Origin of the sequence: Paenibacillus ottowii (genome assembly GCF_050516475.1) — a bacterium.
Taxonomy (GTDB): domain Bacteria; phylum Bacillota; class Bacilli; order Paenibacillales; family Paenibacillaceae; genus Paenibacillus; species Paenibacillus ottowii.
In genome coordinates this window covers 1,282,736-1,307,999 of sequence record NZ_CP191577.1, presented here as the reverse complement: position 1 = coordinate 1,307,999, position 25,264 = coordinate 1,282,736, and the positions used below count along the sequence as shown (strand labels likewise).

At 42.7% G+C, this 25,264-nt stretch carries 31 protein-coding genes, 1 tRNA gene and 1 pseudogene; 22 read left to right on the top strand and 11 right to left on the bottom strand.

Going from position 1 to position 25,264, the window contains the following annotated elements; translation table 11 throughout:
* Positions 1-96 precede the first annotated feature (96 nt).
* On the bottom strand, positions 97-768 hold the full coding sequence (locus tag ACQQ6X_RS06160) for a cupin domain-containing protein (RefSeq protein ID WP_305164609.1): 672 nt from the start codon (positions 766-768) through the stop codon (positions 97-99).
* A 455-nt stretch (positions 769-1,223) separates the two neighbouring features.
* On the opposite strand from ACQQ6X_RS06160, the gene ACQQ6X_RS06155 reads away from it, so the two are divergent.
* The 6 genes from ACQQ6X_RS06155 to ACQQ6X_RS06130 all read left to right on the top strand — a co-directional run bounded on the left by ACQQ6X_RS06155 (position 1,224) and on the right by ACQQ6X_RS06130 (position 5,818).
* On the top strand, positions 1,224-1,877 hold the full coding sequence (locus ACQQ6X_RS06155; RefSeq protein WP_305164608.1) for a cell wall hydrolase: 654 nt from the start codon (positions 1,224-1,226) through the stop codon (positions 1,875-1,877).
* Between the two features lie 186 nt (positions 1,878-2,063).
* On the top strand, positions 2,064-2,414 hold the full coding sequence (locus ACQQ6X_RS06150) for a hypothetical protein (RefSeq protein WP_305164607.1): 351 nt from the start codon (positions 2,064-2,066) through the stop codon (positions 2,412-2,414).
* A 31-nt stretch (positions 2,415-2,445) separates the two neighbouring features.
* A complete protein-coding gene (locus tag ACQQ6X_RS06145) occupies positions 2,446-3,432 on the top strand; it encodes a ketoacyl-ACP synthase III (protein ID WP_305164606.1) in 987 nt (328 codons plus the stop codon).
* 199 nt (positions 3,433-3,631) lie between these two features.
* A complete protein-coding gene (locus ACQQ6X_RS06140; protein ID WP_305165062.1) occupies positions 3,632-4,183 on the top strand; it encodes a GNAT family N-acetyltransferase in 552 nt (183 codons plus the stop codon).
* Positions 4,184-4,313: 130 nt separating this feature from the next.
* Positions 4,314-5,417 (top strand): glycerol dehydrogenase, encoded by a 1,104-nt coding sequence (locus ACQQ6X_RS06135; RefSeq protein ID WP_305164605.1) that lies wholly within the window; start codon positions 4,314-4,316, stop codon positions 5,415-5,417.
* Between the two features lie 185 nt (positions 5,418-5,602).
* Positions 5,603-5,818, top strand: coding sequence for a hypothetical protein (locus ACQQ6X_RS06130; protein WP_013371960.1), 216 nt, complete (start codon positions 5,603-5,605; stop codon positions 5,816-5,818).
* 71 nt (positions 5,819-5,889) lie between these two features.
* Here ACQQ6X_RS06130 and ACQQ6X_RS06125 read toward each other — a convergent pair whose 3' ends face one another.
* Positions 5,890-6,921, bottom strand: coding sequence for a glycosyl hydrolase (locus ACQQ6X_RS06125; protein WP_305164604.1), 1,032 nt, complete (start codon positions 6,919-6,921; stop codon positions 5,890-5,892).
* A 30-nt stretch (positions 6,922-6,951) separates the two neighbouring features.
* Complete coding sequence (locus ACQQ6X_RS06120; protein ID WP_305164603.1) at positions 6,952-7,230, bottom strand: hypothetical protein; 279 nt, start codon at positions 7,228-7,230, stop codon at positions 6,952-6,954.
* Positions 7,231-7,800: 570 nt separating this feature from the next.
* On the opposite strand from ACQQ6X_RS06120, the gene ACQQ6X_RS06115 reads away from it, so the two are divergent.
* Positions 7,801-8,127 carry a YnfA family protein gene (locus ACQQ6X_RS06115; protein WP_142614919.1) on the top strand — a complete coding sequence of 109 codons (327 nt, stop codon included), beginning with the start codon at positions 7,801-7,803 and terminating at the stop codon, positions 8,125-8,127.
* A 100-nt stretch (positions 8,128-8,227) separates the two neighbouring features.
* Positions 8,228-8,380: a hypothetical protein gene (locus ACQQ6X_RS06110; protein ID WP_167669754.1), complete on the top strand. Its 153-nt coding sequence runs from the start codon at positions 8,228-8,230 to the stop codon at positions 8,378-8,380.
* Positions 8,381-8,412: 32 nt separating this feature from the next.
* Here ACQQ6X_RS06110 and ACQQ6X_RS06105 read toward each other — a convergent pair whose 3' ends face one another.
* Complete coding sequence (locus ACQQ6X_RS06105; RefSeq protein WP_305164602.1) at positions 8,413-8,604, bottom strand: hypothetical protein; 192 nt, start codon at positions 8,602-8,604, stop codon at positions 8,413-8,415.
* A 125-nt stretch (positions 8,605-8,729) separates the two neighbouring features.
* Entirely contained in the window at positions 8,730-8,888 is a 159-nt protein-coding gene (locus tag ACQQ6X_RS06100; protein ID WP_013371953.1) for a hypothetical protein, read from the bottom strand.
* 246 nt (positions 8,889-9,134) lie between these two features.
* Between ACQQ6X_RS06100 and ACQQ6X_RS06095 the strand changes: the two genes are divergently transcribed.
* Positions 9,135-9,220: transfer RNA gene (locus ACQQ6X_RS06095), tRNA-Leu, on the top strand.
* 160 nt (positions 9,221-9,380) lie between these two features.
* Here ACQQ6X_RS06095 and ACQQ6X_RS06090 read toward each other — a convergent pair.
* Positions 9,381-9,782 carry a VOC family protein gene (locus ACQQ6X_RS06090; RefSeq protein ID WP_305164601.1) on the bottom strand — a complete coding sequence of 134 codons (402 nt, stop codon included), beginning with the start codon at positions 9,780-9,782 and terminating at the stop codon, positions 9,381-9,383.
* A 622-nt stretch (positions 9,783-10,404) separates the two neighbouring features.
* Here ACQQ6X_RS06090 and ACQQ6X_RS06085 point away from each other — a divergent pair.
* The 6 genes from ACQQ6X_RS06085 to ACQQ6X_RS06060 all read left to right on the top strand — a co-directional run bounded on the left by ACQQ6X_RS06085 (position 10,405) and on the right by ACQQ6X_RS06060 (position 13,342).
* On the top strand, positions 10,405-10,803 hold the full coding sequence (locus ACQQ6X_RS06085; RefSeq protein ID WP_063210212.1) for a YmaF family protein: 399 nt from the start codon (positions 10,405-10,407) through the stop codon (positions 10,801-10,803).
* A 488-nt stretch (positions 10,804-11,291) separates the two neighbouring features.
* Positions 11,292-11,429 carry a YjcZ family sporulation protein gene (locus ACQQ6X_RS06080; protein ID WP_305164600.1) on the top strand — a complete coding sequence of 46 codons (138 nt, stop codon included), beginning with the start codon at positions 11,292-11,294 and terminating at the stop codon, positions 11,427-11,429.
* 235 nt (positions 11,430-11,664) lie between these two features.
* Positions 11,665-11,874, top strand: a complete 210-nt coding sequence (locus tag ACQQ6X_RS06075) for a hypothetical protein (RefSeq protein ID WP_430493536.1) — start codon at positions 11,665-11,667, stop codon at positions 11,872-11,874.
* 15 nt (positions 11,875-11,889) lie between these two features.
* The gene (locus tag ACQQ6X_RS06070) at positions 11,890-12,102 is read left to right on the top strand and encodes a GNAT family N-acetyltransferase (protein ID WP_430493598.1); all 213 of its coding nucleotides are present in this window, start codon (positions 11,890-11,892) and stop codon (positions 12,100-12,102) included.
* Positions 12,103-12,615: 513 nt separating this feature from the next.
* A complete protein-coding gene (locus ACQQ6X_RS06065; RefSeq protein WP_149033615.1) occupies positions 12,616-13,056 on the top strand; it encodes a ribonuclease domain-containing protein in 441 nt (146 codons plus the stop codon).
* Positions 13,057-13,069: 13 nt separating this feature from the next.
* On the top strand, positions 13,070-13,342 hold the full coding sequence (locus ACQQ6X_RS06060) for a barstar family protein (protein ID WP_305164599.1): 273 nt from the start codon (positions 13,070-13,072) through the stop codon (positions 13,340-13,342).
* Positions 13,343-13,456: 114 nt separating this feature from the next.
* Here ACQQ6X_RS06060 and ACQQ6X_RS06055 read toward each other — a convergent pair whose 3' ends face one another.
* Together ACQQ6X_RS06055 and cysK are read right to left on the bottom strand one after the other, a co-directional pair.
* Positions 13,457-13,777: a hypothetical protein gene (locus ACQQ6X_RS06055; protein WP_305164598.1), complete on the bottom strand. Its 321-nt coding sequence runs from the start codon at positions 13,775-13,777 to the stop codon at positions 13,457-13,459.
* Between the two features lie 941 nt (positions 13,778-14,718).
* Positions 14,719-15,660 (bottom strand): cysteine synthase A, encoded by a 942-nt coding sequence (gene cysK, locus ACQQ6X_RS06050; protein ID WP_305164597.1) that lies wholly within the window; start codon positions 15,658-15,660, stop codon positions 14,719-14,721.
* A gap of 224 nt (positions 15,661-15,884) precedes the next feature.
* On the opposite strand from cysK, the gene ACQQ6X_RS06045 reads away from it, so the two are divergent.
* The 4 genes from ACQQ6X_RS06045 to ACQQ6X_RS06030 all read left to right on the top strand — a co-directional run bounded on the left by ACQQ6X_RS06045 (position 15,885) and on the right by ACQQ6X_RS06030 (position 19,921).
* Positions 15,885-16,547: an S-layer homology domain-containing protein gene (locus ACQQ6X_RS06045; RefSeq protein ID WP_305164596.1), complete on the top strand. Its 663-nt coding sequence runs from the start codon at positions 15,885-15,887 to the stop codon at positions 16,545-16,547.
* Positions 16,548-16,806: 259 nt separating this feature from the next.
* Positions 16,807-17,475, top strand: coding sequence for a uracil-DNA glycosylase (locus tag ACQQ6X_RS06040; RefSeq protein ID WP_016822424.1), 669 nt, complete (start codon positions 16,807-16,809; stop codon positions 17,473-17,475).
* A gap of 16 nt (positions 17,476-17,491) precedes the next feature.
* Positions 17,492-17,914, top strand: coding sequence for a hypothetical protein (locus ACQQ6X_RS06035; protein ID WP_305164595.1), 423 nt, complete (start codon positions 17,492-17,494; stop codon positions 17,912-17,914).
* A 120-nt stretch (positions 17,915-18,034) separates the two neighbouring features.
* On the top strand, positions 18,035-19,921 hold the full coding sequence (locus tag ACQQ6X_RS06030; protein WP_305164594.1) for an Ig-like domain-containing protein: 1,887 nt from the start codon (positions 18,035-18,037) through the stop codon (positions 19,919-19,921).
* A gap of 73 nt (positions 19,922-19,994) precedes the next feature.
* Here ACQQ6X_RS06030 and ACQQ6X_RS06025 read toward each other — a convergent pair whose 3' ends face one another.
* The gene (locus ACQQ6X_RS06025) at positions 19,995-20,297 is read right to left on the bottom strand and encodes a hypothetical protein (RefSeq protein WP_013371923.1); all 303 of its coding nucleotides are present in this window, start codon (positions 20,295-20,297) and stop codon (positions 19,995-19,997) included.
* 386 nt (positions 20,298-20,683) lie between these two features.
* Positions 20,684-20,878 (bottom strand): hypothetical protein, encoded by a 195-nt coding sequence (locus ACQQ6X_RS06020; protein WP_016822421.1) that lies wholly within the window; start codon positions 20,876-20,878, stop codon positions 20,684-20,686.
* 140 nt (positions 20,879-21,018) lie between these two features.
* On the opposite strand from ACQQ6X_RS06020, the gene ACQQ6X_RS06015 reads away from it, so the two are divergent.
* On the top strand, positions 21,019-21,456 hold the full coding sequence (locus ACQQ6X_RS06015) for a NucA/NucB deoxyribonuclease domain-containing protein (protein WP_305164593.1): 438 nt from the start codon (positions 21,019-21,021) through the stop codon (positions 21,454-21,456).
* 2 nt (positions 21,457-21,458) lie between these two features.
* Here ACQQ6X_RS06015 and ACQQ6X_RS06010 read toward each other — a convergent pair whose 3' ends face one another.
* Positions 21,459-21,623, bottom strand: a complete 165-nt coding sequence (locus ACQQ6X_RS06010) for a hypothetical protein (protein WP_305164592.1) — start codon at positions 21,621-21,623, stop codon at positions 21,459-21,461.
* Between the two features lie 114 nt (positions 21,624-21,737).
* Between ACQQ6X_RS06010 and ACQQ6X_RS06005 the strand changes: the two are divergent.
* Positions 21,738-23,559: pseudogene (locus tag ACQQ6X_RS06005) on the top strand (sensor histidine kinase).
* Positions 23,534-25,159, top strand: coding sequence for a response regulator transcription factor (locus ACQQ6X_RS06000; protein WP_305164590.1), 1,626 nt, complete (start codon positions 23,534-23,536; stop codon positions 25,157-25,159). The pseudogene ACQQ6X_RS06005 and the gene ACQQ6X_RS06000 overlap by 26 nt, the downstream one beginning before the upstream one ends.
* The last annotated feature ends 105 nt before the right edge of the window (positions 25,160-25,264 follow it).

The following is a 25,264-nucleotide window of genomic DNA, read 5'->3' as shown; positions in this document are numbered from 1 at the left end:
CTTATACACATTGGCATTTTATGAGAGGGAAGGTCTTACGGTAACGGCGAACATACAGAGAGAATGGATTCCGTTGTTTTTGAGGTCTGACCAGGGTTAATCTTGCACTTGATAGGGGTTAAAGGAAAAGCCAGGATATTCATGGGTATAGTTATAATCTCCTTGGGGGGCGATCCGATGTTGTGGAGAAGTATCGGCAAACCTTACATGAATCCCTGGTTTACGGGGGGACTGCTGCTTACGGTCATTGGGAGGACCGATGATGACAGGTTTTTTAATAGGAGCAAGCGCTTCCTGAACCTTCTTCTCATCCAGACAGTAAGTATGAGCCATAATGTTGCTTGGCGTTAGCCGCAAAATATCGGAGCCCAAAATGATTTCGGGGATTGGAACGTTAAAAATCGCCAATAAGTGAGTGTTATCCACCGTGGCGACTAGATAATGCCACCATCCCTGAGGGACGTTAGCCACCTGACCAGGTGTGATCGGGAAATGTCGTAACTCGCGGGTAAAGGGATTAATCAGTGACACGGTCACTGCTCCAGAGATGCAGTATATTAGTTCTGTGGCATTTTGATGATAGTGAGGCTCTACGACATTAGCAGTGCTGAGACGGATATCTAGTAGCGATACATTCGCTAATGTATTGAGCTGCTGGATCGACAGCTCGTTGATCGAGTTCTGAGCATCTTTCCGAAACAAAACATTGTCTTTTAAATCATAGGCGAACTGTACAGTGGAAGAGGTGTAATCCATATCTGACTTCACGTGTCCTTTCCTGCCTTTCTATTAGTCAAAATGGAGATCGTACGCTACCCTATGCATTCGCCTATACATATGTGCACGGAAATGTGATTGAAAAAAGCAGATGTTAGGTCTAGGTCCTGGGTAGATTGAATCGAAAAATAGCGAAAAAAGTCACGTATTCAAGTGTAGTAAAAATATGGTTTATTGCTTCTCATACACGTCATCCCTTTATGGATAACGTTTTATTAACCGGGATATTCTTAGGACCAGAGCCGGATGATACGTAAATGCGGCTTGTGGTATACTGCAACGGACGTGTGAGAGCATCAATATCCGATTCCATATGTAGCCACACGTCATTTCCGCAGCTAGTCATAAGATATGGCACAAGAAACATCGTCGGATAAACGTCCCTGAGTTGTACAGGCCGGAATGGTTGCACCGGACAGAACATGAAAGAGGAGGTTGTCTGGAATATGAAAAAATTATCTATTTTAATCCTGTCCTGCGCATGCATGTTAGGTACCGTATTGTCAGTCGCACCAGCACAAGCACAGGCACAATCGTCAGCTTTAAAGAAAGGGATTCAAAGCGAACGGGTACTGGAGCTTCAACAGCAACTTTATTCACTCGGTTATTTCAAAGCTGGTTTTACGGGATACTATGGCTCTTTGACCAGCAAAGCGGTGGCTCGTTTTCAGCGGGATAACGGCCTGACGCCTGATGGTATAGCCGGAGCGGCAACACAGGCCAAGCTGAACTCGTTCGGAAAGGTTCGCGTAACCGCGCTAGATCAGCTGGCACGAATCATTTATTCCGAGGCGCGGGGAGAATCGTTTGAAGGACAAGTAGCTGTCGGCGCTGTCGTATTAAACCGAGTGCAGTCCAGCGAATTTCCAAGCTCAATCCCGGACGTTATTTTGCAGCCGGGTCAATTCACCGCTGTACAGGATGGACAATACCGCCTCAAACCTAACAAAACTGCGTACCGAGCAGCCAGACAGGCACTTAATGGGGCTGACCCGACCCATGGGTCCTTGTTTTATTACAACCCGGCCATTGCCACAGCCAAATGGAGTAAAAGCCGTCCGGCGGTCGTCTCACTGGGTCGTCATACATTTACGAATTAATTACACACGAGCATATGCGATTTTCAGCCGTCAGTAGCTTCTTTGAGAAGCAGTGACGGCTTTTTTTGGGTATTCACTAATTTGTAATATATTAGAGTACAAGTACCTTGTTTCATATTAAAAATTCTACCTATTATTCCGATACTCTTAATAGACAAAAATTGAAATCAAAGGAGTCTTTCTAAAATGAGTCAACATCCTTATACCATCGAAGTAGATCAAGTCATTAAAACGGTACATATGGCAGTGAATGGAGTTTTTAGCCAAGAGGAGTATGACAGCTTTGTCAAGGAGTATATAGCCAAAACTTCATCCATTCAGGCATCGAGTTTTACACTCAAGATAGACTGCACCCAAATGGCACTTTTGGGACCGGGTGAAGTAGAGAAACTGAAGGGGTCTTTTGTACGTTATAAAGAAACTGGATTTGCCAAAATCATCTTTGTCATCAGCCTCCAGCAAACGATTATTAAAATGCAGCTTGGTCGCGTAGCTCGTGAAGCAGGATTAAACAACGTAGATATTATAGTACAGTAATGTGCTGACGTATGTGTAAGGGGGGGACCTGATGAGCCATATCAGAATAAAAGCGCTCGGAGTATATCATCCTTCCCATTCGTTTGATAACGAATATTATATTCGCCATTTCGACGAGCGGGGAAAGGATATTCGACGCTTCATGGAGCATATGGGTAGAAAACAGCGTTATATCATTGATGACCCGCACGAAAACGGTCTAACCATGGGGATAGCAGCTGCACAAAAAGCTTTGGAACAAGCCGGTATGACAGGCCGTGATGTGGATATGATCGTGTTCTCCACTCAAGTTCCTGAGTCGCTGTTTCCGATGAATGCCTTGTTTGTTCACCAGGCGATTGGGGCCAGACATGATGTGGCAGTGATGGATTCCAATGCGAATTGTGCAGGGATGACAGTAGCTGTCGATCAAGCCAGTCGGTCGATGTTATCTAATCCCGATATGCGGACTGCGCTTATTATCGGTTCGGATTATAATTCACTCATTTCCGATCCTGCGGATGAAATTACTTATGCGAACTATGGGGATGCTGCATGTGCAGTTATTTTGGAGCGTACAGAAGAGGACGCTGGATTTATAGATTCCCTTTATTTTACAGACCCTGTCAATATAGATAAAATACTGTACCCGGCCCAGGGGTTAGCGGCAACACTCCAAAGGAATGCACCCGGCAAATATATTCAGTGGCTTCCGTTCGACGCCAATATGGCCTTGCCTCCAACATTTGAGCTGCTTGAACGCATTTTACAAAAGAATGGGCTGACGCCTCAGGATGTACGAGCATATTGTCTGTCTCAATTTTCATTGGCTAATGTGTTGAAGATCCAGGATCACTTGGGGCTAGAGGATGACCAAATGATTTATGTGGGTGATCGTTATGGTTATACAGGTACCAGCAGCCCGTTCATTGCTTTATCTGAAGGGATCGAGTCAGGGCGTATTCGGCGCGGCGATTATGTGCTGTTCTGGACGATTGGAGCTGGATATCAACTGGTTGCTATGTTGTTTAAATATTAGAGATAGGAGACCTTGCAACCGCAAGGTCTTTTTGTGTATCGGACCACGACAATTGTAATGATTTGGTTGTGTTAGGTATGATTATTTTGTAAAATTTAAACATTGAATTCATAAGAGTGAGCTTGTATTGCGGACATTGGATAGCTGAAAAGAATAAGAGAAAACATGGTACACACTTCATACTAGGAGCTGAAGGATCATTAAAATCGAAAATTTATTTTACGGGGAACGAATAAAACTGGCCGCAGTCAGGGAAGAAGATGCTGAAGTGATGTTCAAATGGGGTGAGGATGCGAAGTATTTGCGCAATGTAGATACGGATTTGGCGATTCCTTACACATTGAAACAGATGGAGTCAGAAGGATCTCCTAACTCTAACGAGGTTTATTTTCGATTAAGAACGTTGGCAGATGATGTCTTGATCGGATTTGTTGCTATACATGGGATTGAGTGGAATAATCGCTGCGGGCAGCTGGCAGTAGGTATAGGTAATTCAGACTATCGTGGCAAGGGGTTTGGAGCTGAGGCTGTACGCCTCATTCTTCGTTATGCGTTTTATGAGCTAAATTTAAATCGGGTCGGCTTGGATGTGATTGAGTATAATACCCAAGCGATCCGTACCTATGAGAAGGCAGGGTTTCAGCTTGAGGGTAGAGTTCGTTCCGCTGTTCTCCGTGATGGTCACAGTTATGATCGCATCATGATGGGCATCTTGTACTCTGAATGGAGCTCGGCTCTTCAAGTAAAATAGATACACAATTTGTTCATAAAACATTCCATAATAAGCCTTTTAATAATGTGAAAAGAGGTTTATAGTTAAGGGGTCACATGCCCAAATCATTATTAATTTGAGTATGAGTCAAAGCTGAGGAGGAATTTACATGGCAAACGTTGTAAGGTCCGTTACTTCACCCAAGAAATTTATTTCTGGACAAAATCTGCTCTCGTCGTTAAATGACTACATTAAGGATTATGGCGATAAGGCCTATGTTATTTGCGATGAGTTCATACTTGAAAGAGCCCAAAAGGAGGCAGGTGCTTCGATTGAAGCAGCTGGTAACCAGGTGGTTTTTGAGAAATTTCAATATGAATGTACAAAAGAAGAGATTGATCGTAACCGTGAATTAGTACGCAAACATGGTTCGAACATCATTATAGGGATTGGCGGGGGAAAAACGCTGGATACCGCCAAGGCAACAGCATACTATGAAAAGCTGCCTGTTGTTATTTTTCCAACGATTGCTTCTACAGATGCCCCTTGTACCGCGCTTGCGGTAATTTATAAGAAGGATGGCTCCTTTGATGAATATTTGTTCCTGCCTACGAATCCGGATGTAGTACTTGCGGATACAGGTATTTTGGCAGCGGCACCTGCACGCTTTTTCGCAGCTGGTATTGGTGATGCACTGGCAACCTATTTTGAAGCTCGTGCCTGCTACCAGGCCAATGGGGACAATCTGGTGCTGAACAAGCCTTCCACTACAGGTCTGGGGCTTGCTCGCCTTTGTTATGATACATTGCTGGAAAATGCCGTGAAGGCAAAACGTGCAGTGGATCGTAAAGTATACACTCGTGCAGTTGAGGATACGATTGAAGCAACCATTTATCTGAGCGGTGTCGGAGCAGAATCAGGCGGATTGGCAGCGGCACATGCTATTCATAATGGTATGACGGCTGTTCCTTCACTTCACAAAGCACAGCATGGTGAGAAGGTTACTTTTGGCTTGTTAACTCAGCTGGTACTGGAAAACGCACCAAAAGAAGAGCTGGAAACCGTGATTAAGCTGGTTAAGGATGTAGGTCTTCCATTAACACTTCGTGATCTGGGTGTAGAGGAATTTGTTGAGGCTGAATGGCGTCAGGTAGCTGAAGCTGCTTGTGCATCGAATGATACGATGGTCAACATGCCGTTCCCGGTTAGCCCTGATGATGTGTATAATGCAATTATCGCAGCGAACGCGATTGCCGAATCCTATCAAGACTAGTTTCTCTCTAGTCAGAAAAATGGGTTTACAAAGACGGGCCTGTCATAACATTGACAGGTCCGTTTCGTTTACGTGTACTCCCCACTGAAACGAAAGAAGGATACCAGGGACTTATATCCTATCTTGTTCTGACCGATATAGAAGTAACAGGGAAATTAGGTTGGCACACAGCAGGAGGAGATTTGATGTTGGTACATGGTAAAACACGTAGAGGCAACTTGTACATCCATATGTCCAGCGGTTTTCACAAGATTGGGGATTTTCGGGAAGAATATTCCGTAGCACCAGGTGATCGACTGATGTCCAGATTAACCAAGCGGATTTACACCATTGTATCCGTACATCTCGGCGAAGAGGCGTATGCCGATCTTGATCTTGAAGAGGTAATCAGAAATAGTTAGAGAGCTTCATTTGGCTAGGTATGAAAAAAGCTTGCACTCCGCTCTAGTAGCAAAGTGCAAGCTTTTTTCTTTCAACGGAGGGACTCATGGAGATGATCTCGGGTAATTATATTATTTTGGTTCATAAAATGTCTGATGGTTGCCTGTGAATTGGTTGTCGACAGTTCCTTTCCCCATGTCATGGCATAGGCCCAAGCTGGCTGATTCTGCAGCACCTTCGCACTTGGCAGAATATCACTTTCTCCAATTCCCATAGGCTTGCCCTGTGCAAGCTTTAATAATTCAGTGTAGTAAGAGGATTGGTAATCATTATTATAGATATCGGCTGCAAGCACATCTACCCGGTTAATGCCTGGAAAGGACAGATTATAGGAAGTGCTATATGCGTTTGGAGCATTGGGACTCCAGACCCACAACAAGTTATCTAAATGATGGACATGTACGAATCGATCATACATCAGATTCCACAGCTTAGCGTAATTTTGTTTGTTCCCCCACCAAAACCAGTTGCCGTTCATCTCATGATAGGGTCTCCATAAGACGGGTACATCTGCGTCCCGTAAAGTTTTAAGGGACAGCGCGGCCTCGTCCAAATCGGCGATGAGTTGTTTATATTGCGGAGTACCCGGGGTGATGTAACGATTAAATTCAGCCTGAGTAATTTTGGCTTGTACGTTTTTCCATGTTTTTGGTTTGCCCGGCAACGCCTGATGAAAAGTGATAGCTACGATTCCACCGTCCTGGCTCCATTGAATAGCACTATTCACAACACGCTGACGTTGCTCTCGTAGGGCAGTACGGGACTGATTAGCCAGCCCTCCCAACTCATAGCCGTGAAGTCCTGCATATTGTCCGCTGATTTGCTGCAGTTTGTTATTTTGTTCATCCGGAGCCTCTAAGTAATCATGCTGTCCGGAGATTAGCATACCATCCGGTACATTGGTTAGGTAAGCAAGTAATTGCCTGGCTTTGGCAGAGGCATGAGCATTAATCGGCGGTGCGGCGTCGGCAACAATGAAAGATTGTTGAGAGACACTGAAGAGTAAAACAAGCATTAGCAGTAGCACCCTCTGTAACCAAAAGCGTTTTGAGTGAGATTTCATGGCGCTCCTCCTTTGATGCTGGTAATAGGGTTAAGATTTTTCTTTTTGTTTTCTAAGTTGTATGTAGGCGCTAATCGTGATCACTACCAGGCTAATCATGGTCCACCCATTAAGTTCTTGCGAGTACATCCAGTTGTTCCATACAAGAAAGCCAGCTAGTAAAACCAGCAAACCCATTGTAAGGTACATTTTGGTTTGTGCTGGACGGCGGGTACGTTTAGAAACCCACTGTATGATGCCTAAAATGATAGCTGCCTGAAATAAGAATATGCCCATCATCATTAAACTAGCTACAAAAATAGAGGACATCCGTATTCTCCTCCTGGGTCTACAAACAGAATATGCAGGTTGTAACCGCGGATGTGGATTTTCTTAGATGCAGTTTTATGACAGGGTGAGTAACCTGTTGTGTTCCTGTTTATGATCTTGAACAAGTTGACTAAATTATACCATAACTACCGTCCTGCAATGAAAGGCGTCTAAATACCCACTCTACCATGATTCGCCATCATACTTTATATTCAGTGAAATATCGACATATGATTTGCACATTTCACACCTATGAACCTATGTTTGGAAATTGCCGTAAAGAATAAGCATAAATGCAACGCGAAATTGACGGAAAAGTTTGGTATGATTACATTGGATTGAAAAAGGAGGCCTTCATATGAATGAAGAACACAGACCATTTTCGCAGATGCTGAAGGAATCAAAGCAAACTTTGATGCCAATCAGCGGAAGCTTCACTCCGAGGGAGCTTCTAGCCTATGGCGTCAGGTCAGTAATCTGCTTATTTTGGTTGGCGTAATTGCATTAATTATTATAGGTCGATTGCTTTAATGAGATGACTGAAAGTCAAAAAAATTAGGATGTGAAATGGTGCTAAAGGCAGCTTTACTTTTTATTTTGGCAGGCATCGCTGAAATCGGAGGTGGATATTTGATCTGGCAGTGGCTGCGTGAAGGCAAGACATGGTATGTCGGACTTTGCGGCGGCGTGATTTTAGCGATCTATGGAGTCATTGCTACCTTTCAGGTTTTCTCCTCCTTTGGACGTGTATATGCAGCATATGGAGGTGTTTTTATTATTCTTTCCATTGCATGGGGCTGGTGGATTGATAAAAAAACACCCGACTTGTACGATTTTATTGGTGGGTTGATTTGTTTAGTAGGGGTAATTGTAATTCTATTGCCACGCTCTGGATGAGATGATAGGACGAAAACCCCTTTTTAATTTTGAAAAACATGACTATAGGTCTACAAAAACAAGCTTCATATTCCGAAATAGAACTTAAGGAGGGGGTTCTATGAACTGGAATCAAATGAAGCTTAGATTGAAAATTGGTAGTGCTATGCCGAAGAGCGAAGGTAATTTCTCTTTTGGTCTCTTGTGCGGACTCTTCATCAGCATTGTGCTGTGGATCTCAATTATTGGTTGGATCATGCTTATCTTCAAGTGATACTTAACAACCTGTGACCTATAATTCATGCTTTATTTTGTAAAATCTTTGCGCAATTTGTCTATTCCTCGACCTACGGCTTCATCAATCATATCGGTAGCTGCAGGTGAATCGGCATCAGGTTCAGGAAGCCGATCAAATCCTGGTTCAAGCTGGTCCAGAGATTGTTTATATTCGATTTGATCGTCAGTATGAATCTTTTTATCAGAACTATTTTTTCTCATAGCACATTCACGCTCCTTCTTAAGCATGATCAGATTCTACACTTTACATAAACGCCTATGCTTCGTCTTAAACGCCTATAAAATAAACCGGGAAGGATAAATCCCGCCCGGTACTTTCCAAACAACTAGCGATGCTCAATCAAATCAATCGCTCCCAGAACAACATGAGCTAGTCCGAAACCGAGAATGCCTGTAGCTGCAAGTTTGTACTTACTGCTTAGCAACACAGCGCCTGAAGCCGATACTACCGTCCCAAGAACAGTTGGAATCATACCTTCACGCATTCGTAACACCCCTTCTGGTGGTTTGGAAAGACGTTTATTAGTGTAGATCAAATGTGCACAAGTTATACAAAAAGAAAATTTAATTATTTTTTTAAAAAAACACTTTACAATTTAATAAAATTGTCGTATTATAAGTTGGTGCCCGGTTGAACGACATTTACATAGCGAGAACATTTCAATAAGCATGCTTCTCAGATACTTGTAAAACAAGAACAAGTAAGTGTAAAATAGCGTTCCCAAATGCTTGCCGGGGTGGCGGAATTGGCAGACGCACAGGACTTAAAATCCTGCGGTAGGTGACTACCGTACCGGTTCGATCCCGGTCCTCGGCATACTAGTTTAAAGCAAAGAACCCTTGATATTCAAGGGTTCTTTGCTTTTTTAGATATTGAGATCATCACCCATATCACAGGGAGCAAGGACTTTTCCGCTTTTGGGGGAGAATGGGGGAAAAACGCCGGTGACCTCAAGCAGGTGACCGGCGTTTTCATATTAGCGTTTCGGCATTTTGCTCTCATCCATGTACAGGAGGTTCCAGCGGTGACCATCCAGGTCAGCAAATCCTGCACCGTACATCCAGCCGTCAATTTCACTCGGCTTGCCAAAGATATTTCCTCCGGCAAGCTCTACTTTTTGAATAAAGGCTTCTACTTCTTCTCTGCTTTCAGCGCCTATAGAAAATATTACTTCTGCGGTATGAGAAGTATCTGCTGTTTTTGAGCCTGTAAATTTTTCAAACGCCGCCTCCGGGAACAGCAGAATTGTTGTTTGCCCTATGGCAAGCTTGGCTCTCTCGTTACCAATGCTCTCCGCATGGAATCCAATCTCATTGAAAAAGTCAGTTGACCTCTCAACATCTTTGACCGGCAGATTAACCCAGACTTCCTGTGACATGGTTGTAGCCTCCTGGAATATATTTTCGACTATTATTACTATACGCTACTTCTGACTGCAGAAGCGAATCTTATAAAAGAAACCGCAGGGCATAGCCTCTCAACTTAGTGTATTCTAAAGGTACAGCAAGAGGGTGGAAGACTAAAGATAAGTGGGAGAGTTTAATTGCTACTGAAACTGGACATACCCTAACGTTACGATGAGAATGAAACTGATCGAAAAAAGGAATCTCCAGGGGAAACCTTCTTATTTGTCGAAACTTCATTATGATTAGAAGATGGGGATATATATCAGATAGAGCATAGATCCCTGACAACATTAACGGCTAAACCAGATGCTTGTCATACTATTATTTTGACTATGCATTAAATTTCCGAATTTTAATGAAAGCACCCTTGCGGTGCTTTTTCTTTTGCCTTAAATGACAAATATGAGCCGTTTTTAGCATTCCTTATTATTACAGGTGAATGAAGGAGTAAACAGCAGAGAGAGAACACATACGCTCTGACAGCCTGTTAGCCACCCACCCGAATATGGAAACCAATTCAACTCAAATAACCTTTTGAACACTTACACTACCTCTTTCATAGTATATGGCAGTTGATAAAGGAGGTGGCTATTGATGGAAATACCAATAACAGGTTTTGTTGTTCATTCCGGTGATTCTGATTCTAACCATTCGCATAAGCTTTTTATTAATTCGTGGGACGGTAGACCAGTTAATGTTCACGTACATCCTTTTAAAGGGAACACATCATTTGATGTGGGACACTGTCACCATTACGCTGGAGTAACAGAACCAGCTCCAAGTGGAGTTCCGCATGTTCATAATTATTATGCAGAAACATCATTTAACGATCAACATACGCATTTAATTAGAGGAACTACAGGACCAGCCATTCACTTGGCATGCGGTGGGCATTACCATCATTTTGAAGGGTATACTACAGTAAACGGGAGCATTCCTCATGCCCACAGGTATAGTGGAAATACTGGAGATGAGAAAGAGTGTCGATATTAACCACAGGCTACTGAAGATTCGACTTTTATGAGTACAGTGTATTTGGTCAAACAATTTAAAATCAATAGTAATAATGGCGAGCTTCAACTGGCTCGTCTTTTCTTGTTTTAAGGTGCTGACACTTGGAAAGCAAATTGGATGGGAGTTTTAATTTTAGCTTAACTTTCTGTCGGTGTGTTTTTGTTTACCCATAAATCCATTCCCTAAACAATTCCTCGCATAACCTATGAGTAAATAAGGAGGCGTAACGTGTGAGGGAAATTGGAAGAGGTTGCGGGAAGGCTGCCAGGAAAGTTTGGACGTCGATAACTGTTATTCTGGCACTGTTTGTTTTGTTGGTAATTATCTTAACATTAATCCTTTAATAAAAATTTTGGGCTCTGCTGGTTTATCTGGTGTGAGCCTTCGTTTTGTTTTCTTGAATGCCCTGTCACAGAACGTATTTATACATATATTAAGGTGTACAATAGGTAAAGGAGGTCAAAGCTATGGGAGCATATGCGGGTGATGGTTGCGGTGCAGGTAGCGGTACAGGTCCAGTTGTTGGTGGTGTTTGGACTTCTACAGGAGCAATTTTAGTGCTCTTTATCTTGTTGGTTATCATCTCTAGAGCATTGTGGGTTTAATTGTAAAAAAAGCTGTTGGGCCACACTTCTTTCATTCTACTCAGTATAAGTTTTGAATCAACTCCTGAAAAACGTGTAACACCCTACTGACTGAAGTACACCCCTTAAAATAGTCATTGGAAGCTCCTCTTGGTTATTCCGATGAATTCTAGGGGGTGTTTTTCTACATAATTAGCAAAAAAGATATTAACAACTAGTTAATTTTAGGGGGATAGTAACTAGAGGTTTTGTTATTATGTATAGCGAAATTCGGGTAGTAACAAGCTCGAATGAAAAAGAAGTACTTTCCTTAAGCATAGCTAAGGACCAGCGACCGTTTATAGAATCCATCTCACAATGCTTACAAGAGGCTAAGGAGGATACTCGTTTTGTACCAGTAGGCTTATATAAAAATGGTGTACCCGTGGGTTTTGCTATGTACGGTAAATTTGAAGACGAAGTCTGATTCGATCGGTTTCTAATCGATGAGCGATTTCAGAGAAAGGGCTTGGGCAAATATTTTATGGAAAAGCTTATTTTATTTCTAGAAAATAAGTACCCTGGCCACCATATTTATTTAAGTGTTTATGAAAATAATACACATGCAATCCGATTGTATAAACAGTTGGGATTTATCTTCACAGGTGACTTTTATAAACCAAAAGAAAAAATAATGAATAAAAGAAATGAATGAGATTGATAATTAATGAGCATAGGAAACGATTATACGCATATCCGCGGATACATTCCAGATTCGTTACTAATTCTCTCTAGAAGGATACGTATATTACATTCGAATTCCACAGGTACACTGGGAGGATGCTCGATTTACCGTGCAATTTGCTTCGAAATGAAGCTTGCTAGGGATGATCATAGGAAGATTACAATCCACAAAGTGAGGTATTATCTCCTAAGTATAGGATTCGCTTCAGCTTACATGATGGATCTTGTCATGATTCGCCTAATGAAGCGGATATACGCACTTTCTTTGCAACAATATCATATGTTCCGAATATTGCATACGTGTTATCAAGTTCTGGACTAAGTCTGATAGTTATTGTATTTTGTTTGTATGTCGTAGAATACACGGGTCGATACGTGAATGCGTAAGCTAACGTGGTAATAATGCTATTAACTGGTAGATGAATTCTCGAAACGAAGATGTTTACAATGGTAGGGTATAACTGCAAAAAGGAGATTAAACGTAATGCATGTTAAAAAATATTTAGGTATCATGATTTTTATTTTAGTGACCATCCTGTTTACAGGCTGTTCGCCCCAAACGATTCCATTAAAGGATTCGACACACAACACTTCTACCTTAACGCAATTTGATGAAGTTGCTAAATATATTTCGGAGCATCATGATCTTCCGGAGAATTATATAACCAAGAAAGAGGCCAGGAAATTAGGGTGGGAGCCTAGTGAAGGAAATCTGGAAAAAGTAGCCCCAGGCAAAAGCATAGGCGGTGATGTCTTCCAAAATCGAGAAGGGTTGTTGCCCAAGAAAAGAGGGAGGATTTGGTACGAAGCAGACATTAATTACTCAGATGGAACTAGGGGAAGCGACCGAATTCTTTACTCCAATGATGGTTTAATCTATAAAACAACCGATCATTACCGTACGTTTGAGCAATTAAAAGAATGAAGGGGGCTTTAAGGTGATTGTAATTATAAATGGGAATAACATTCATGGAAAAGAAGAATTACATGATATACTTCAAGCCCAGCTTGGATTAGACCAAACTTATGGTCGAAATTTAGATGCATTATGGGATTGCTTAACTGGTTCTATCCCGATGCCACTTACAATTCAGTGGCTTGATTTTCACGCAAGCAGAAGATTCCTTGGAGAATACGCCGATCGTTTGTTGGATTTATTGCGTGAAGCCGAAGAAGAGTTGGAGAGTTTTACTTTTGACGTGGAAGTATAAATATCTTTTTAAAATTTTTACTTTTAGTTAGCAAAACGAAGATGAATTAGAGTGTTTTACGGAAAAGCTCTGCTAACCTTAATTGGTCAGTAGAGCTTTTACTGTTCACGCCTCTTATAGTGTATCAAGGTATTCTTTCTGAAATTCGATAAAATCTTGCACACTATCGTGATAGGTAAAACGACCGCCATTTTTATCAATAATCCAGTTGATCTTTTCGTCATTTAACAAGACTCCATACATGCAATGGTGAAGCAGTTCAATTTGCTTTTCATCCCTAATTCTGATCAAGTGTTTTTCTTGTTCGTCAATGAGGTACCATTTCGTTTCTGTTTCATCTACATCTGCATCCACATATAGTATTGATACCGACAAGGGGAATGGCCAGTTAAACCATTGTTCTCGTTTGTCTTCTCCATAACCTTCAAATGCCATGGTTGTTTCCTCCTACTTGGATAATTTCCTGATAGTTTAAATGTATCTAATGTGCTGCGATTGTACACTTTATTGAAAAACTCTGTTTTTTGGAACACACAGCATTCTCAGCCTTTGGTATCTTGGCACCAATGCGGTGAATGACCGCTATTTGGGTTGGCTGAAACTGCGATGCGTCTGTTTAGGCTGAGTTAATTGGGGGGCCGAATTTTATTGTAAATCCCTCATTTACTCAATTTGTAAAGGCAATGGTGGTTCAAGGGATAATTTTAGGTAGCCCCTTTTAGCAAGGGATGACGAAGGCATTTAGGAATATACACATTAAATGTACTGCTGTTCTTCTCTTATCCAACTGGCTCAGGAATATCGCCCCCATAATCTTTCCATGGCTTCACGTGCGCTGTCGTAATCTTCTGCAAAACGGAAACGCCAGGTAACTAAGAAGTTGAACGCTTTGTTCCCTGATTTGAACGCTAATATGAATACTCTAAATGATTCTGCTGAGCGAAGACGGGTACGCTCTATATTGTAATCATAGAGGGCTGGGATGGTGACCAAAAGATCATTACATTTCCTTATCTGGAAATAGGCATTTTACGGTATTAAACCTCGAATGATCTGGAGTTTATTTTTTGTACTCAGCATATAATTCGTACATAACACATCAGGAGGCTACATATAGAGGAGGGAAACTTGAGAGTAACGGTAACGATGCATTACACCCGCATCAAGTTAATGAAAGAGGCTTACAGATTGGTACAAGACTCCTATGGAGGAGCCCACTTTTACAGAAAAAGCCTGATGAGCTCCAACAATATCGCGCTGTGCCAAGATAACGTTTACTTCGCTAGCGAAAAAAGGAATCAATTCGTTCTATGGACTCTTGCTTGTCGTGCCTGGAAGCATAACAAAAGAGGCAGGGGGGGCCTGCCTTCGGCGTTTTATAATTCTACGTCTGAGAAAAGCGGAGTGGACAAATAACGCTCACCTGTATCAGGCAATATAACGACGATCGTCTTGCCTCTGTTTTCCGGAAGCTTCGCAATTTGTGTTGCTGCATAAACCGCAGCCCCCGAAGAAATACCAACAAGCAACCCTTCTGTTTTGGCAAGCAGGCGTGCAGTTTCATACGCATCTTCGTTTTTAACTTTAAAAACCTCATCCACATATTCTTCATTAAAGTTATTTGGAATAAAACCAGCACCGAGTCCTTGTAGTTGATGTGACCCTGGACTACCGCCAGACAGTACGGGTGAATCGAACGGTTCGACGGCTATCACTTTTACAGAAGGTTTTCGTTCCTTCAATACTTGTCCAACGCCCGAAATCGTTCCACCTGTACCTACGCCCGCGATAAAAATATCTACACTGCCGTCTGTATCTTGCCAGATTTCCTCCGCTGTAGTTTTGCGATGAATTTCTGGATTGGCAGGATTGCTGAATTGCTGTGGTATGAAAGAGTTGGGTGTTTCGGCAGCCAAGAGCTCAGCACGCTTGATAGCGCCTCTCATCCCCTCGGATCCTGGTGTTAACACAAGCTCAGCACCAAACGCAGTCAAAAGCTTGCGACGTTCGATACTAAATGTTTCAGGAAGTGTAATTATAAGTTTATATCCAAGAGCCGCGGCTGCAAATGCAAGTCCGATCCCAGTATTGCCACTTGTCGGCTCGATAATAATGGAGTCTTTATTGATTAAGCCTTTCTCCTCAGCGTCTTTAATCATAGCATATCCAATTCGGTCCTTAACGCTCCCGGCCGGATTTAAATATTCCAACTTTGCTACTACGTGTGCCTCAATATTTTGAATTTGGCTGTAGTTTAGCAGTGCTAACAAAGGAGTATTTCCAATTAATTCTGTCAACTTCTGGTGAATTTTAGTCAAACTTATCCCTCCAAACAATTAACTCATATCTACTTACTGTGACATAGATATTATCACGAATTTGTCTGCATAACCATGTCTTGTTAATTCAGTGCGGAGCCGAAAAGGAATGCAGACAGTCTATGCCTAAAGTTAGCGTCTGCCGCAACCTTTTCAGCTTGAACCACGTCAAGAAAGTTGTTAATGGCCAAGCGGCCTAATTCAACTACAAGGTGGAACTGAACATGAGCATGAGAAAAAGTGCAATTACAGCCCTTACGACCGTAGCTCTATTGTCCTTCTCAATTGGAGGTCATTTGTCTGCGGCAGCCAGTTCATTCAAGGATTTGGATCACGTAAGCGGTAAAGAAAAAATCATATCCCTTAAAGATCGGGGGCTACTTAAAGGTGCCTCTGACACGCAGTTTCTCCCCTCATCTAAAGTGACCGCTGCCCAAGGCATTCAGTTGATCTCGGGTGGACTTCAACTCAGTTTGGCTGCCATTGATGTGAACAAGGCTCCGCAAGCAAGTGGACTGTTCAGCCAGGTTAAAGATACCGCATGGTACGCAGAAGCTTTTATCAACGCGTATTATAACGGTGTAGACATTCCAAAAGATATCAATCCCAGCAAGGCTTTGACCAAGGAAGAGTTCACCCATATGCTGATTCAGGGTATGGAAAAAGCAGGTGCTCTCCCCATGATTAAAATCGCACCTGCGAATATTGCAGATGAAAGCGAGCTGGAGCCTTCTTACCAAGGTAGCATTCAACGCTCGTTAGTGTACAAGATCAACATCCTGGATGGGAATGGGAAGTTTCATCCGAAAAGTGAGATTACACGCGCCGAGGCGGCTGTTATGTTATATAATGCATTGGAATACCTGAAGGCTCATCCAAAATCGTAACAAATACAGCAATAAGGAGCTAGTTTCCGCACGGTTATAAACACACATTTGCTTGACATCAATACCGTGAATGCTATAATAAGGAAATCGAATTTAGACCCCGCGGTAGTTGACTATCGTAAGAAAACTTTTCTGGTCCTTCGGCATAGAAACACAAGTAACGAATAAATAAGCTGGCTCCGGATGAGGGGTCAGCTTTATTTGTTTGTACAAAAGTTTACAGCTTTCACAGATTTACATATTGAGAGGAGACTGCGGTATGTTCGGCAATGACTGGGATGATGTACTACGAGAAGAGGTCGAAAAGCCTTACTTTAATGAATTAAGGTATACGTTAGCCCGAGAGTACAAGTTACATAAGGTATACCCTCCAAAAGAAGATTTGTTTTCAGCACTCAAATTAACGCCATATCATCTGACCAAAGCGGTTATATTGGGACAAGATCCATATCATGGAGAGGGACAAGCTCACGGATTGAGCTTTTCTGTTAGACCCGGTGTCCGTACACCGCCCTCTCTACAAAATATATACAAGGAGCTGCGCGACGATGTCGGCACTCCCATTCCGAATCAGGGCTACCTCGTTCCTTGGGCAGAGCAAGGTGTGCTGCTGCTGAACAACGTGCTGACCGTGCGTGAAGGTCAACCGCAATCTCATCAGGGGATAGGATGGGAACGTTTCACGGATGCGGTCATTGAAGCGATTAATGAGCGTGAACAGCCGGCCGTGTTCATTTTGTGGGGGAGCCATGCTCAGAAAAAAGCCAGCTTCGTGAATACCAGCAAGCATTTGGTGCTGAAATCCGCTCATCCGAGTCCATTGGCGGCTCATAGAGGTTTTTTTGGCAGCAAGCCTTTTTCGCGTACCAATGCATTTTTGCAGGAGCATGGAATGGAACCGATTCGGTGGGAGATCCCTAACCGCTAGCACGGGAGGTGTGGACATGCGTCAATGGAAGGGACGTCAGGTCATTTTATATCACGGCAACAACGGTCATACCCAGAAGGTGCGTGGCACACTTGAAAAATGGGATGATATCCGAAAGTGCGTTATTTTAGGCCCGAAAATGCTGGCTTTTCCTTTTGAAAATATTACGCATATTACCATGCTTCCTCCGGGGCGTGAGCGTAAAAGCCGCCAGCCAGCGAGGCTGAACGCTTTCGGTTATGTCATGAACGTTCCATTACAGTTTGACAATGCCATTCATTTTCAGTCGGCGGTGACAATTTGGAGAGACGATCAACTGATTGCCTACAATGTAAAGCTGGTTAGTCACGCGGCAGACCATGTGACGCTTGAGGATGGACGAACCTTATCCAAGGAAGGGCATTTGTTTGTAGTGAGGTCACTGCGTGGAGAGCTTTAACTGTTATAATTCACCTTTTTTTGATGAAGGGTTCAATTTAGTTAGCTGCTTACCGATAAAAGATAATGGGATTGTTAATAATATCCTGTTTTATAGAATGAAACCAAGGGAGAGAAACGAATGAAGCGTATGAAGCGTATGAGCAAACGGAGTACCTTCTTACTTGCTTTGCTGATGTTTGTATTCGCAGCATGGCCAGCAGGTTTGATCCAAGCGGAAGAGAACACGACGTCCACGGTACAGTGGGACAGTCAAAATCCGACTACAGTTAATCTGGGTGGAAGCCCCGCTCAATTAAGAGTATGGGCTGTGTCGGGAACTGGCAAAACGGATGTAACCGACAAAGCTGAATGGATCTCCGGGGACTCCAGTATCTTAAAGGTAGAAAAGGGACTCATTACCCCAGTATCCAAAGGGCAGATTAAGATTGTCGCTACATATGACCAGAAAACGGTAAGTACGACAATTACAGTGAAATCGCCTTACAGCAAGCTGCAATTAAATCCGGCGGGTCCTCTGAATCTGACCATTGGCGGAGAATCGAAGCAACTGACGGCTCAAGGTGTGCTTAGCGGAGGCGGCACGGAAAATGTGTCCGGTGTGGAATGGACATCCACGAATGAGGCCGTGGCTACTGTAGAGAATGGACTTGTACGTCCTCTTGCCAAAGGCGTGACTTACATTAAAGCCGCCAAAGATGGACTGAATGCACAATTGATCGTGTATGTGCGTTCTTCATCCCAGGCACTGGTGCTGAGTGAGTCTGGCTCCAAATCGGTCTATATGGGTAGCTCCCCAATTCAGGTTACTGCAACCGATGTGAACCTGACTGGCGGCAAAACAGATGTGACCAACACGGCAGAATGGACTTCCTCGAATTCGCTGGTTGCCACTGTAGAGCAAGGGAAAATCACACCGATGGATGTAGGAAATTCGACCATTACAGCTTCCTATCACGGTTTGAGTAAGACTCTGAAGATTAATGTACTTCCAACTGTCGAAAAACTGGTCTCAAGCAAAGCCAGTCTGGCACTCGAAACTGGCAGCAAAACATCTCTTCCGAGTATATCTGCTTATTTGGTCAATGGGGCTAAAAAAGCAGTTCAATCTGATGTGAAATGGAGCTTAAGCAGTGAAAGTGCAGTCAAGATTGCAAATGGTAAGCTGGTTGCAGTCAACCCAGGTAGTGCAACATTGACAGCGACAGTAGGTGCACTCAAGCTGGACATTCCAGTGACCGTACAGTATAAAGTTCTCAAGCTGACGGCTTCTGAGAAAAAATATGTATTGGTTGCAGGCCAAGAAACGAGTATTCCGACGGTAAAGGCACAAATGGCTGGTGGTGGAACAGTGGATGTTACCAACCAGGTAAGCTGGGTAGCTACAACAGCCGCAGTTACAGTAGGAAATGGAAAAATAAAAGCGGTGAATGGTGGTAACTCGGGAATCAAGGCGATGTATATGAATAAATACGTGAAGGTGCCTGTCATTGTGGAGGGAGCCATTTCTACACTGACACCGAGCTTTTCGAGTGCTGAAATGAATTTGAAGGGAAGTAAGTCCATCAAAGTCGTCGGCAATTATACGGATGGCAAAAAAGTTACGCTGAGCAGTAAAGTGAAATGGACAACATCGAATGCTTCTGTAGTGGTCGTAAAAGGGTCTTCCATTAAAGCTGTTGGGATTGGAACAGCAACCATTACGGGCACGTACCAGGATAAGTCCTTTAACGTGGAGATTAAGGTTACACCTAAGCTGCTCAAGCTGGTATTGAGCAATAAAAACCTAAAGTTGCCTAAGGGCTCATCACAAGTGCTTAGCGTGAGTGCAGTTTATGATTCAGGCGCGACTGCGAATGTGACCAATTCAGCGGTATGGACATCCTCCAAACCGTCGATCGTACAGGTTACAGCTGGTCAAGTAAAGGCCTTGGATAGCGGAAGCTCCAGTATTAAAGTAACCTATGGTGGTAAGAACGTAACGACATCTGCCAAAGTGTTAAAATAGTCTACGTATATAGCCATATTCGGTCTATACCAACAAATAACCCCCGGTCCGAAGACCGGGGGTTATTTGCAGCTTATTCTACGCCGTCCTGATAATGGTTTTTCCAGTGCTTATCGCCTTTGTGCGCGAAATCTTCAACTGTTTTCTCCAGCGTAGCTACCAGTTGGGCTTTAATCTCAGCGATGGTGTCGCGAAATAATCTTTCTTCCGTACCATTAATTTTTTCACCATATAAAGCTTGAGCAGCTACAAATTGACGATGTTGCTCTACAAAACTGTCAATCGAATGCAATGCATGCTCCACGTATTGTGAAATGCTATGATGCTCGTTAGGGAGCTGTAATTTTAATTCCTTCACTCTATTTAATAATGCCATGATGATCACCTCGTGCGTTTTATTATGTCAATAATTATACATCATTTTCGGAAAAATTTCATTAAATTTCGGTTAAATTGTGACTTTTATTATGTCATGATTGCATTTTCATTGGTGATCAGGCCTGATTCCGGAATTTTACGATTTTTTTCTTGGTATCGTGATTTCAAAATTTAAAATATATGGCACAAAGACAATGTAAGAGCAAGTTGCGACAGCTGTCTTTCCGACATGCTATAATGAGGAAAAAGTCCAGTCGGAAAGGTTGTCAGTATGGTATGAAGCTTTTTAAAGGTTTATTTTGGGGAATTCTGATCAGTCTTCTCCTGTGGTGCGCCTTGTTTGGGCTTGTCCGCTGGATGACTCATTAAGTTACTACCTGTATCCTATACAATAACTCTTGCGACTGTATCCACGTCATTAACGGAAATCGTATATACGTGTTCGTCATCGTAGAGCTTAAATTGCTGAGTTTCCTGGTCAGATAGGAGCTTAGGCCAGCCAATTACGGTATTACCATTCAGTAACCGGATTACAACAGCTTGCATTTGGCTTACAGCCAGTTTGATTTCATCGTTCATTCGTCCAACCTCCTCTCTATACTATTTGTCGTCGGAGATTTAACCTTTTTTTATAGTCAGTAAGGGGTTACAAAAAATAAAGTCTGGGGATTGCCTTAGCTGAAGGCCATTTACTGGAATAGCTTGAAAGGAAGAGTAAATTGAAGAAAAAGTTGCTAAGTTTTATAGTGTTAGTGGTTCTAGCTGTGAGCGCGTATTGGTTGGAAGGAGACAATCTTCTTACGAAAATAACAGGAGAGACCCCGCCATCGTCAGCTCAGGTAACGCTGAAATTTCCGTCAGGTCGTTATCCTGAAACGGCACAGCATATTAAGGAAGCCATTCAGGCGGGAAAATCACCAGTATGCACAATTGACCGTGAAGGAGCCGAGCAAAATCGTAAGCATTCACTTGCGGGTGTTCCCACTCGTAAAGGGTTCGATCGGGATGAATGGCCGATGGCTATGTGTTTAGAAGGGGGCAAGGGTGCAAATGTCAAATACATAGCTCCTAAAGATAATCGTGGGGCAGGATCATGGGTCAGTCACCAGTTGGATCAGTATGAGGATGGGACTCGTGTAAAATTCGTTGTTAAGTAGTTTTATCTACTACTTTTATTTTTTTTATCCTTAGGTGGTTCTTGCTTGGCTTTAATCAGCGCCAGAAAATCAAAAAAATCACCTAATGTAGTGAAGCCTGCACCTAAAATGGCCAGGTCTTCAGCGGATAGTTGATTTATCCATTCCATTTGCTTGGAGTCAAACATATTATCACCGCCAACCCTTAATAATGTATAGTATGTAATGGCGGCAACAAAGGTTAGGGCTCTGGCATACCTTTTAAGTATGCCTGTTTTTTGTGCAGAGGATGTGTGAAATTTATGTTTAAATTTAATTTTTATACTAAAATTGTGTCCATTGTGATCGTGTTGCTGATACCTGTGCTGATCCTGTATGTCTACTCTAATAAGACAACGACTGACGTACTGCGTGAAGAACTGAATCAATCTAATTATAATCAGCTGACTTTTTTTCAAAACCAGGTGAATACGAATATTGAAATGCTTTCTTCCTGGCCGCATCTGCTGATTCATGATCCCGATGTAGCCAGTTTCCAGGCGATCTTTTTGAAGGACAAAACTCTTAACCTAGATGGAATTAACCTTGTCAAGCGGATTCAAACTAAGCTTGGGCTGCAGGAAAGCTCTTCTAATTGGAGAACAGGCTTGAGTATATATTCTCCTTCGCTTGGACGAGTTGTATCGGAGAATGGAGCCGGTTTTTATGACCAGAAGGCATTAAACCAATCGATTACAAACGGCTGGCAGGTATCTAAAAAAAGAGTGTACGGGAAAGATCAATTTATATTTTCATTGTATACATTATCCCCGTTTTCCTCTCTAGCTAATCCGGAAACCGCTAACACGATTATTAAAGTGGAATTCGACAGCAGCAATATTCAGGATATGCTTGACCGCTTTAAGGGTGATGGACGAAAGGAGCCTTTTTATTATAAAAAAGGCGTAGGCGTGATTTATAACCGCTCTGCAAATGAAGAACTATCGGGTCAGCTCATTACAAAACTTGAGAAATTGGGACTGCATGAAGTTGATAATCTAACCGTGAAAATGGGAGACGAAAGTTACCTGGTTCACGCCGTTCGTTCGCAAACGACCGGTTGGTATTTGATTGACTACATGCCTTTGTCCGATATGATGTCTCCGATTTACTCGTCTAACCGACTGTTTTATATAACTGTTGCTGGCTCGCTATTGGTAGGGATCATTGGTGCGTATCTCCTCCATTCACAGGTACAAGTTCCGATTCTCCAGCTTGTGCGGGCATTTCGGAGATTAAAGGATGGAGACTATGCTGTTCGTTTGAGCCCTAGGGGAAGTCATGAATTTGCATTTCTCTCACGTCAATTCAACCTGATGGTCGAACAGATTCAGGAGTTGTTTGAGAAAGTTTATGTTGAGAAGCTGCATGTGAAGGAAGCCCGTCTAAAGCAGCTCCAGTCTCAAATCAATCCTCATTTCTTTTATAATTGTTTTTCCTTTATTACGAGCATGGCAAAGTTGCGCAACCATGAGGCGGTCGTAGCCATGGCCCATAATTTGTCCAAATATTATCGCTATACGACAAGACAGGAAAGAGATCGGGTTCCTTTATCGGATGAAGTCGAGTTTGTGCAATATTATTTAAAAATTCAACAGATGCGTATGCCGCGATTAACGTTCACTATAGATATTCCTTCACAGGCCAATAGTCTGCTGATTCCACCGCTTGTGTTGCAGCCCTTGGTGGAGAATGCGGTGCTGCACGGAATAGAACCTCAGGCGGAGGAGGGAATCATCCGTATTAAGACGGAGTGTGTTGGCTCATCCATGTACTTGATTGTAGATGATAACGGACTCGGTTTGAGTGGGGAGGGGATAACGTCCCTAATATTAGCACTGGAGAAGCCTGTAGAAGAAAAAAGCGGCTATGGCTTATGGAATGTGCATCAACGAATGCGATTACATTTTGGCGAAGATGCTGGGCTGGACTTCTCGTTGTCTCCGTTAGGAGGATTGAGAGTGATTTTAAAATGGCCACTGTCAATGGAAGAAGGTCAGCAAGACGGTTTGATCCATTCTTCGTCAAATTCAAGAAATAGTTAAATTGGAGGGTACTGATGGTTCAGATATTATTAGTGGATGATGAGAGCTATGTTACGGAAAGCCTGGCGGCTACCATACCGTGGGAGGCATTGGGAATCGAGAGGGTACATCAAGCAGCTTCTGCCTTGGCTGCTGTAGATGTGCTGGAAGCGTTCGATATTGATATTCTAGTTACGGATATTCGTATGCCAGGCATGACGGGATTGGAGCTGATTGTTGAAGTAAACGAGCGTTGGCCGCATATTCGCAGTTTATTACTGACAGGCTATGCCGATTTTGAATACGCTAAAAAAGCGCTTCAGCTTAAGGCTTTTGATTACATTTTAAAACCGGTGGATGATGAAGAGTTTATCAAATGTGTGTCAGCTGCCATGGATTCGCTAAAGGAAGAATGGGAAGCATTCGACAAGGTTCATCAATTACAATATAGTCGCAGAAACGATTTCGGTGTACTGCGAACCCATTTGATGCATGATTTGCTACTCGGGCGTGATTTGACTGTACAAAAAATAAAGGACAAAATGTCCGAGTACGAAATTAAGCTAACCACGGAACATCCTGCCAGTATGCTGCTTATTCAGCTAGGCAAGCATTTTTCTGATATGGACTATCACTCTGTATCGTTAATTGAGTATGCGATTGGAAATATTGCAGAAGAAGTGTTCGCACCTGATTTTTATGTTTGGCATTGCAAGGCACCACATGATTGCCTAATCGTATTAATAGAAGGGAATTGCGATTTGTTCGCTGCACGAAGTGTGGACGAGCAGAATCATATTTTACGTGCGGCGATTGAAACCTTTCGAAAAAATGTGAGCAATTACTTGAAAGGAGAAATTTACGTTACCCTAACCAATTGGTTTAATTTTCCCGATGAGCTACCTAAGCTATATCAGACAGCAATCAGATCCTTATATTGGAACCAACAGGAGGAGACGAATCCACTGCTCTTCATAGAAGAGCAGACAGAACAGTCACACAGCTCAGTGAAGTCGCTGGAGGGACTTTATATGCACCCTACGCTTACTCATTTACTAGAGTCCAGACAATGGGAAGAGGCCGAGGAGAAATTGAGCGGTGTATTTGGCAAAATCGAAGAGGCGGGATTTACACGCGAGCATTTATATGAACTGTTTATTTCGGTGACAAGCGCCTTTATGTATATGGCGCACAAACAAGGACGTTTCATAACACAGATGGATCAGGTAGGCTTCGATCCGTTACATGCACAGAAATTAGTCCATTCGTTCCCTCATCTCAAAGAGTGGATATTTTCCATGATGAATAAGCTTAAAGCCGAGTGGTCCGCAAGCGAGCAAAGCGCCAAAAGCTTTGTAGTCAAGCAGGTGCAGGAGCTAATTGCCCAGGATAAAGGACAGGAGCTGTCTGTTAAGTCGATTGCCGATCAGGTTTACCTTCATCCCGTCTATTTGTCCAAAATCTATAAAGCTGAAACTGGAGAAGGTCTGGGAGATTATATTATTCGAATGAGAATGGAACGGGCTCTTTATTTGCTCAAATATTCCAACAAAAAAATATATGAAATAACAACTGAACTCGGCTATCAGAATCCCCAATATTTCAGTAAGATGTTCAAAAAGCATTATGGAATGACACCGCATGAATTTCGGGAGCAGTAAAGACAAAGGAGTAAAGATCAGTTGGGAAAGGTGCAGAAATATTTATTTTGTGACATAGGCTGCCAAGAAAAGCCCTCTTATAATAAAAGAGTAGAAAATGATTTT

Excerpts from the sequence above, each read along its gene's own strand:
- ACQQ6X_RS06155 (WP_305164608.1), top strand. The coding sequence starts at position 1,224 with ATGAAAAAATTATCTATTTTAATCCTGTCCTGCGCATGCATGTTAGGT.
- ACQQ6X_RS06150 (WP_305164607.1), top strand. The coding sequence starts at position 2,064 with ATGAGTCAACATCCTTATACCATCGAAGTAGATCAAGTCATTAAAACG.
- ACQQ6X_RS06145 (WP_305164606.1), top strand. The coding sequence starts at position 2,446 with ATGAGCCATATCAGAATAAAAGCGCTCGGAGTATATCATCCTTCCCAT.
- ACQQ6X_RS06135 (WP_305164605.1), top strand. The coding sequence starts at position 4,314 with ATGGCAAACGTTGTAAGGTCCGTTACTTCACCCAAGAAATTTATTTCT.
- ACQQ6X_RS06130 (WP_013371960.1), top strand. The coding sequence starts at position 5,603 with ATGTTGGTACATGGTAAAACACGTAGAGGCAACTTGTACATCCATATG.
- ACQQ6X_RS06125 (WP_305164604.1), bottom strand. The coding sequence starts at position 6,921 with ATGAAATCTCACTCAAAACGCTTTTGGTTACAGAGGGTGCTACTGCTA.
- ACQQ6X_RS06120 (WP_305164603.1), bottom strand. The coding sequence starts at position 7,230 with ATGTCCTCTATTTTTGTAGCTAGTTTAATGATGATGGGCATATTCTTA.
- ACQQ6X_RS06110 (WP_167669754.1), top strand. The coding sequence starts at position 8,228 with ATGAACTGGAATCAAATGAAGCTTAGATTGAAAATTGGTAGTGCTATG.
- ACQQ6X_RS06105 (WP_305164602.1), bottom strand. The coding sequence starts at position 8,604 with ATGAGAAAAAATAGTTCTGATAAAAAGATTCATACTGACGATCAAATC.
- ACQQ6X_RS06100 (WP_013371953.1), bottom strand. The coding sequence starts at position 8,888 with ATGCGTGAAGGTATGATTCCAACTGTTCTTGGGACGGTAGTATCGGCT.
- ACQQ6X_RS06090 (WP_305164601.1), bottom strand. The coding sequence starts at position 9,782 with ATGTCACAGGAAGTCTGGGTTAATCTGCCGGTCAAAGATGTTGAGAGG.
- ACQQ6X_RS06085 (WP_063210212.1), top strand. The coding sequence starts at position 10,405 with ATGGAAATACCAATAACAGGTTTTGTTGTTCATTCCGGTGATTCTGAT.
- ACQQ6X_RS06080 (WP_305164600.1), top strand. The coding sequence starts at position 11,292 with ATGGGAGCATATGCGGGTGATGGTTGCGGTGCAGGTAGCGGTACAGGT.
- ACQQ6X_RS06075 (WP_430493536.1), top strand. The coding sequence starts at position 11,665 with ATGTATAGCGAAATTCGGGTAGTAACAAGCTCGAATGAAAAAGAAGTA.
- ACQQ6X_RS06065 (WP_149033615.1), top strand. The coding sequence starts at position 12,616 with ATGCATGTTAAAAAATATTTAGGTATCATGATTTTTATTTTAGTGACC.
- ACQQ6X_RS06055 (WP_305164598.1), bottom strand. The coding sequence starts at position 13,777 with ATGGCATTTGAAGGTTATGGAGAAGACAAACGAGAACAATGGTTTAAC.
- ACQQ6X_RS06045 (WP_305164596.1), top strand. The coding sequence starts at position 15,885 with ATGAGCATGAGAAAAAGTGCAATTACAGCCCTTACGACCGTAGCTCTA.
- ACQQ6X_RS06040 (WP_016822424.1), top strand. The coding sequence starts at position 16,807 with ATGTTCGGCAATGACTGGGATGATGTACTACGAGAAGAGGTCGAAAAG.
- ACQQ6X_RS06035 (WP_305164595.1), top strand. The coding sequence starts at position 17,492 with ATGCGTCAATGGAAGGGACGTCAGGTCATTTTATATCACGGCAACAAC.
- ACQQ6X_RS06030 (WP_305164594.1), top strand. The coding sequence starts at position 18,035 with ATGAAGCGTATGAAGCGTATGAGCAAACGGAGTACCTTCTTACTTGCT.
- ACQQ6X_RS06025 (WP_013371923.1), bottom strand. The coding sequence starts at position 20,297 with ATGGCATTATTAAATAGAGTGAAGGAATTAAAATTACAGCTCCCTAAC.
- ACQQ6X_RS06020 (WP_016822421.1), bottom strand. The coding sequence starts at position 20,878 with ATGAACGATGAAATCAAACTGGCTGTAAGCCAAATGCAAGCTGTTGTA.
- ACQQ6X_RS06010 (WP_305164592.1), bottom strand. The coding sequence starts at position 21,623 with ATGTTTGACTCCAAGCAAATGGAATGGATAAATCAACTATCCGCTGAA.
- ACQQ6X_RS06000 (WP_305164590.1), top strand. The coding sequence starts at position 23,534 with ATGGTTCAGATATTATTAGTGGATGATGAGAGCTATGTTACGGAAAGC.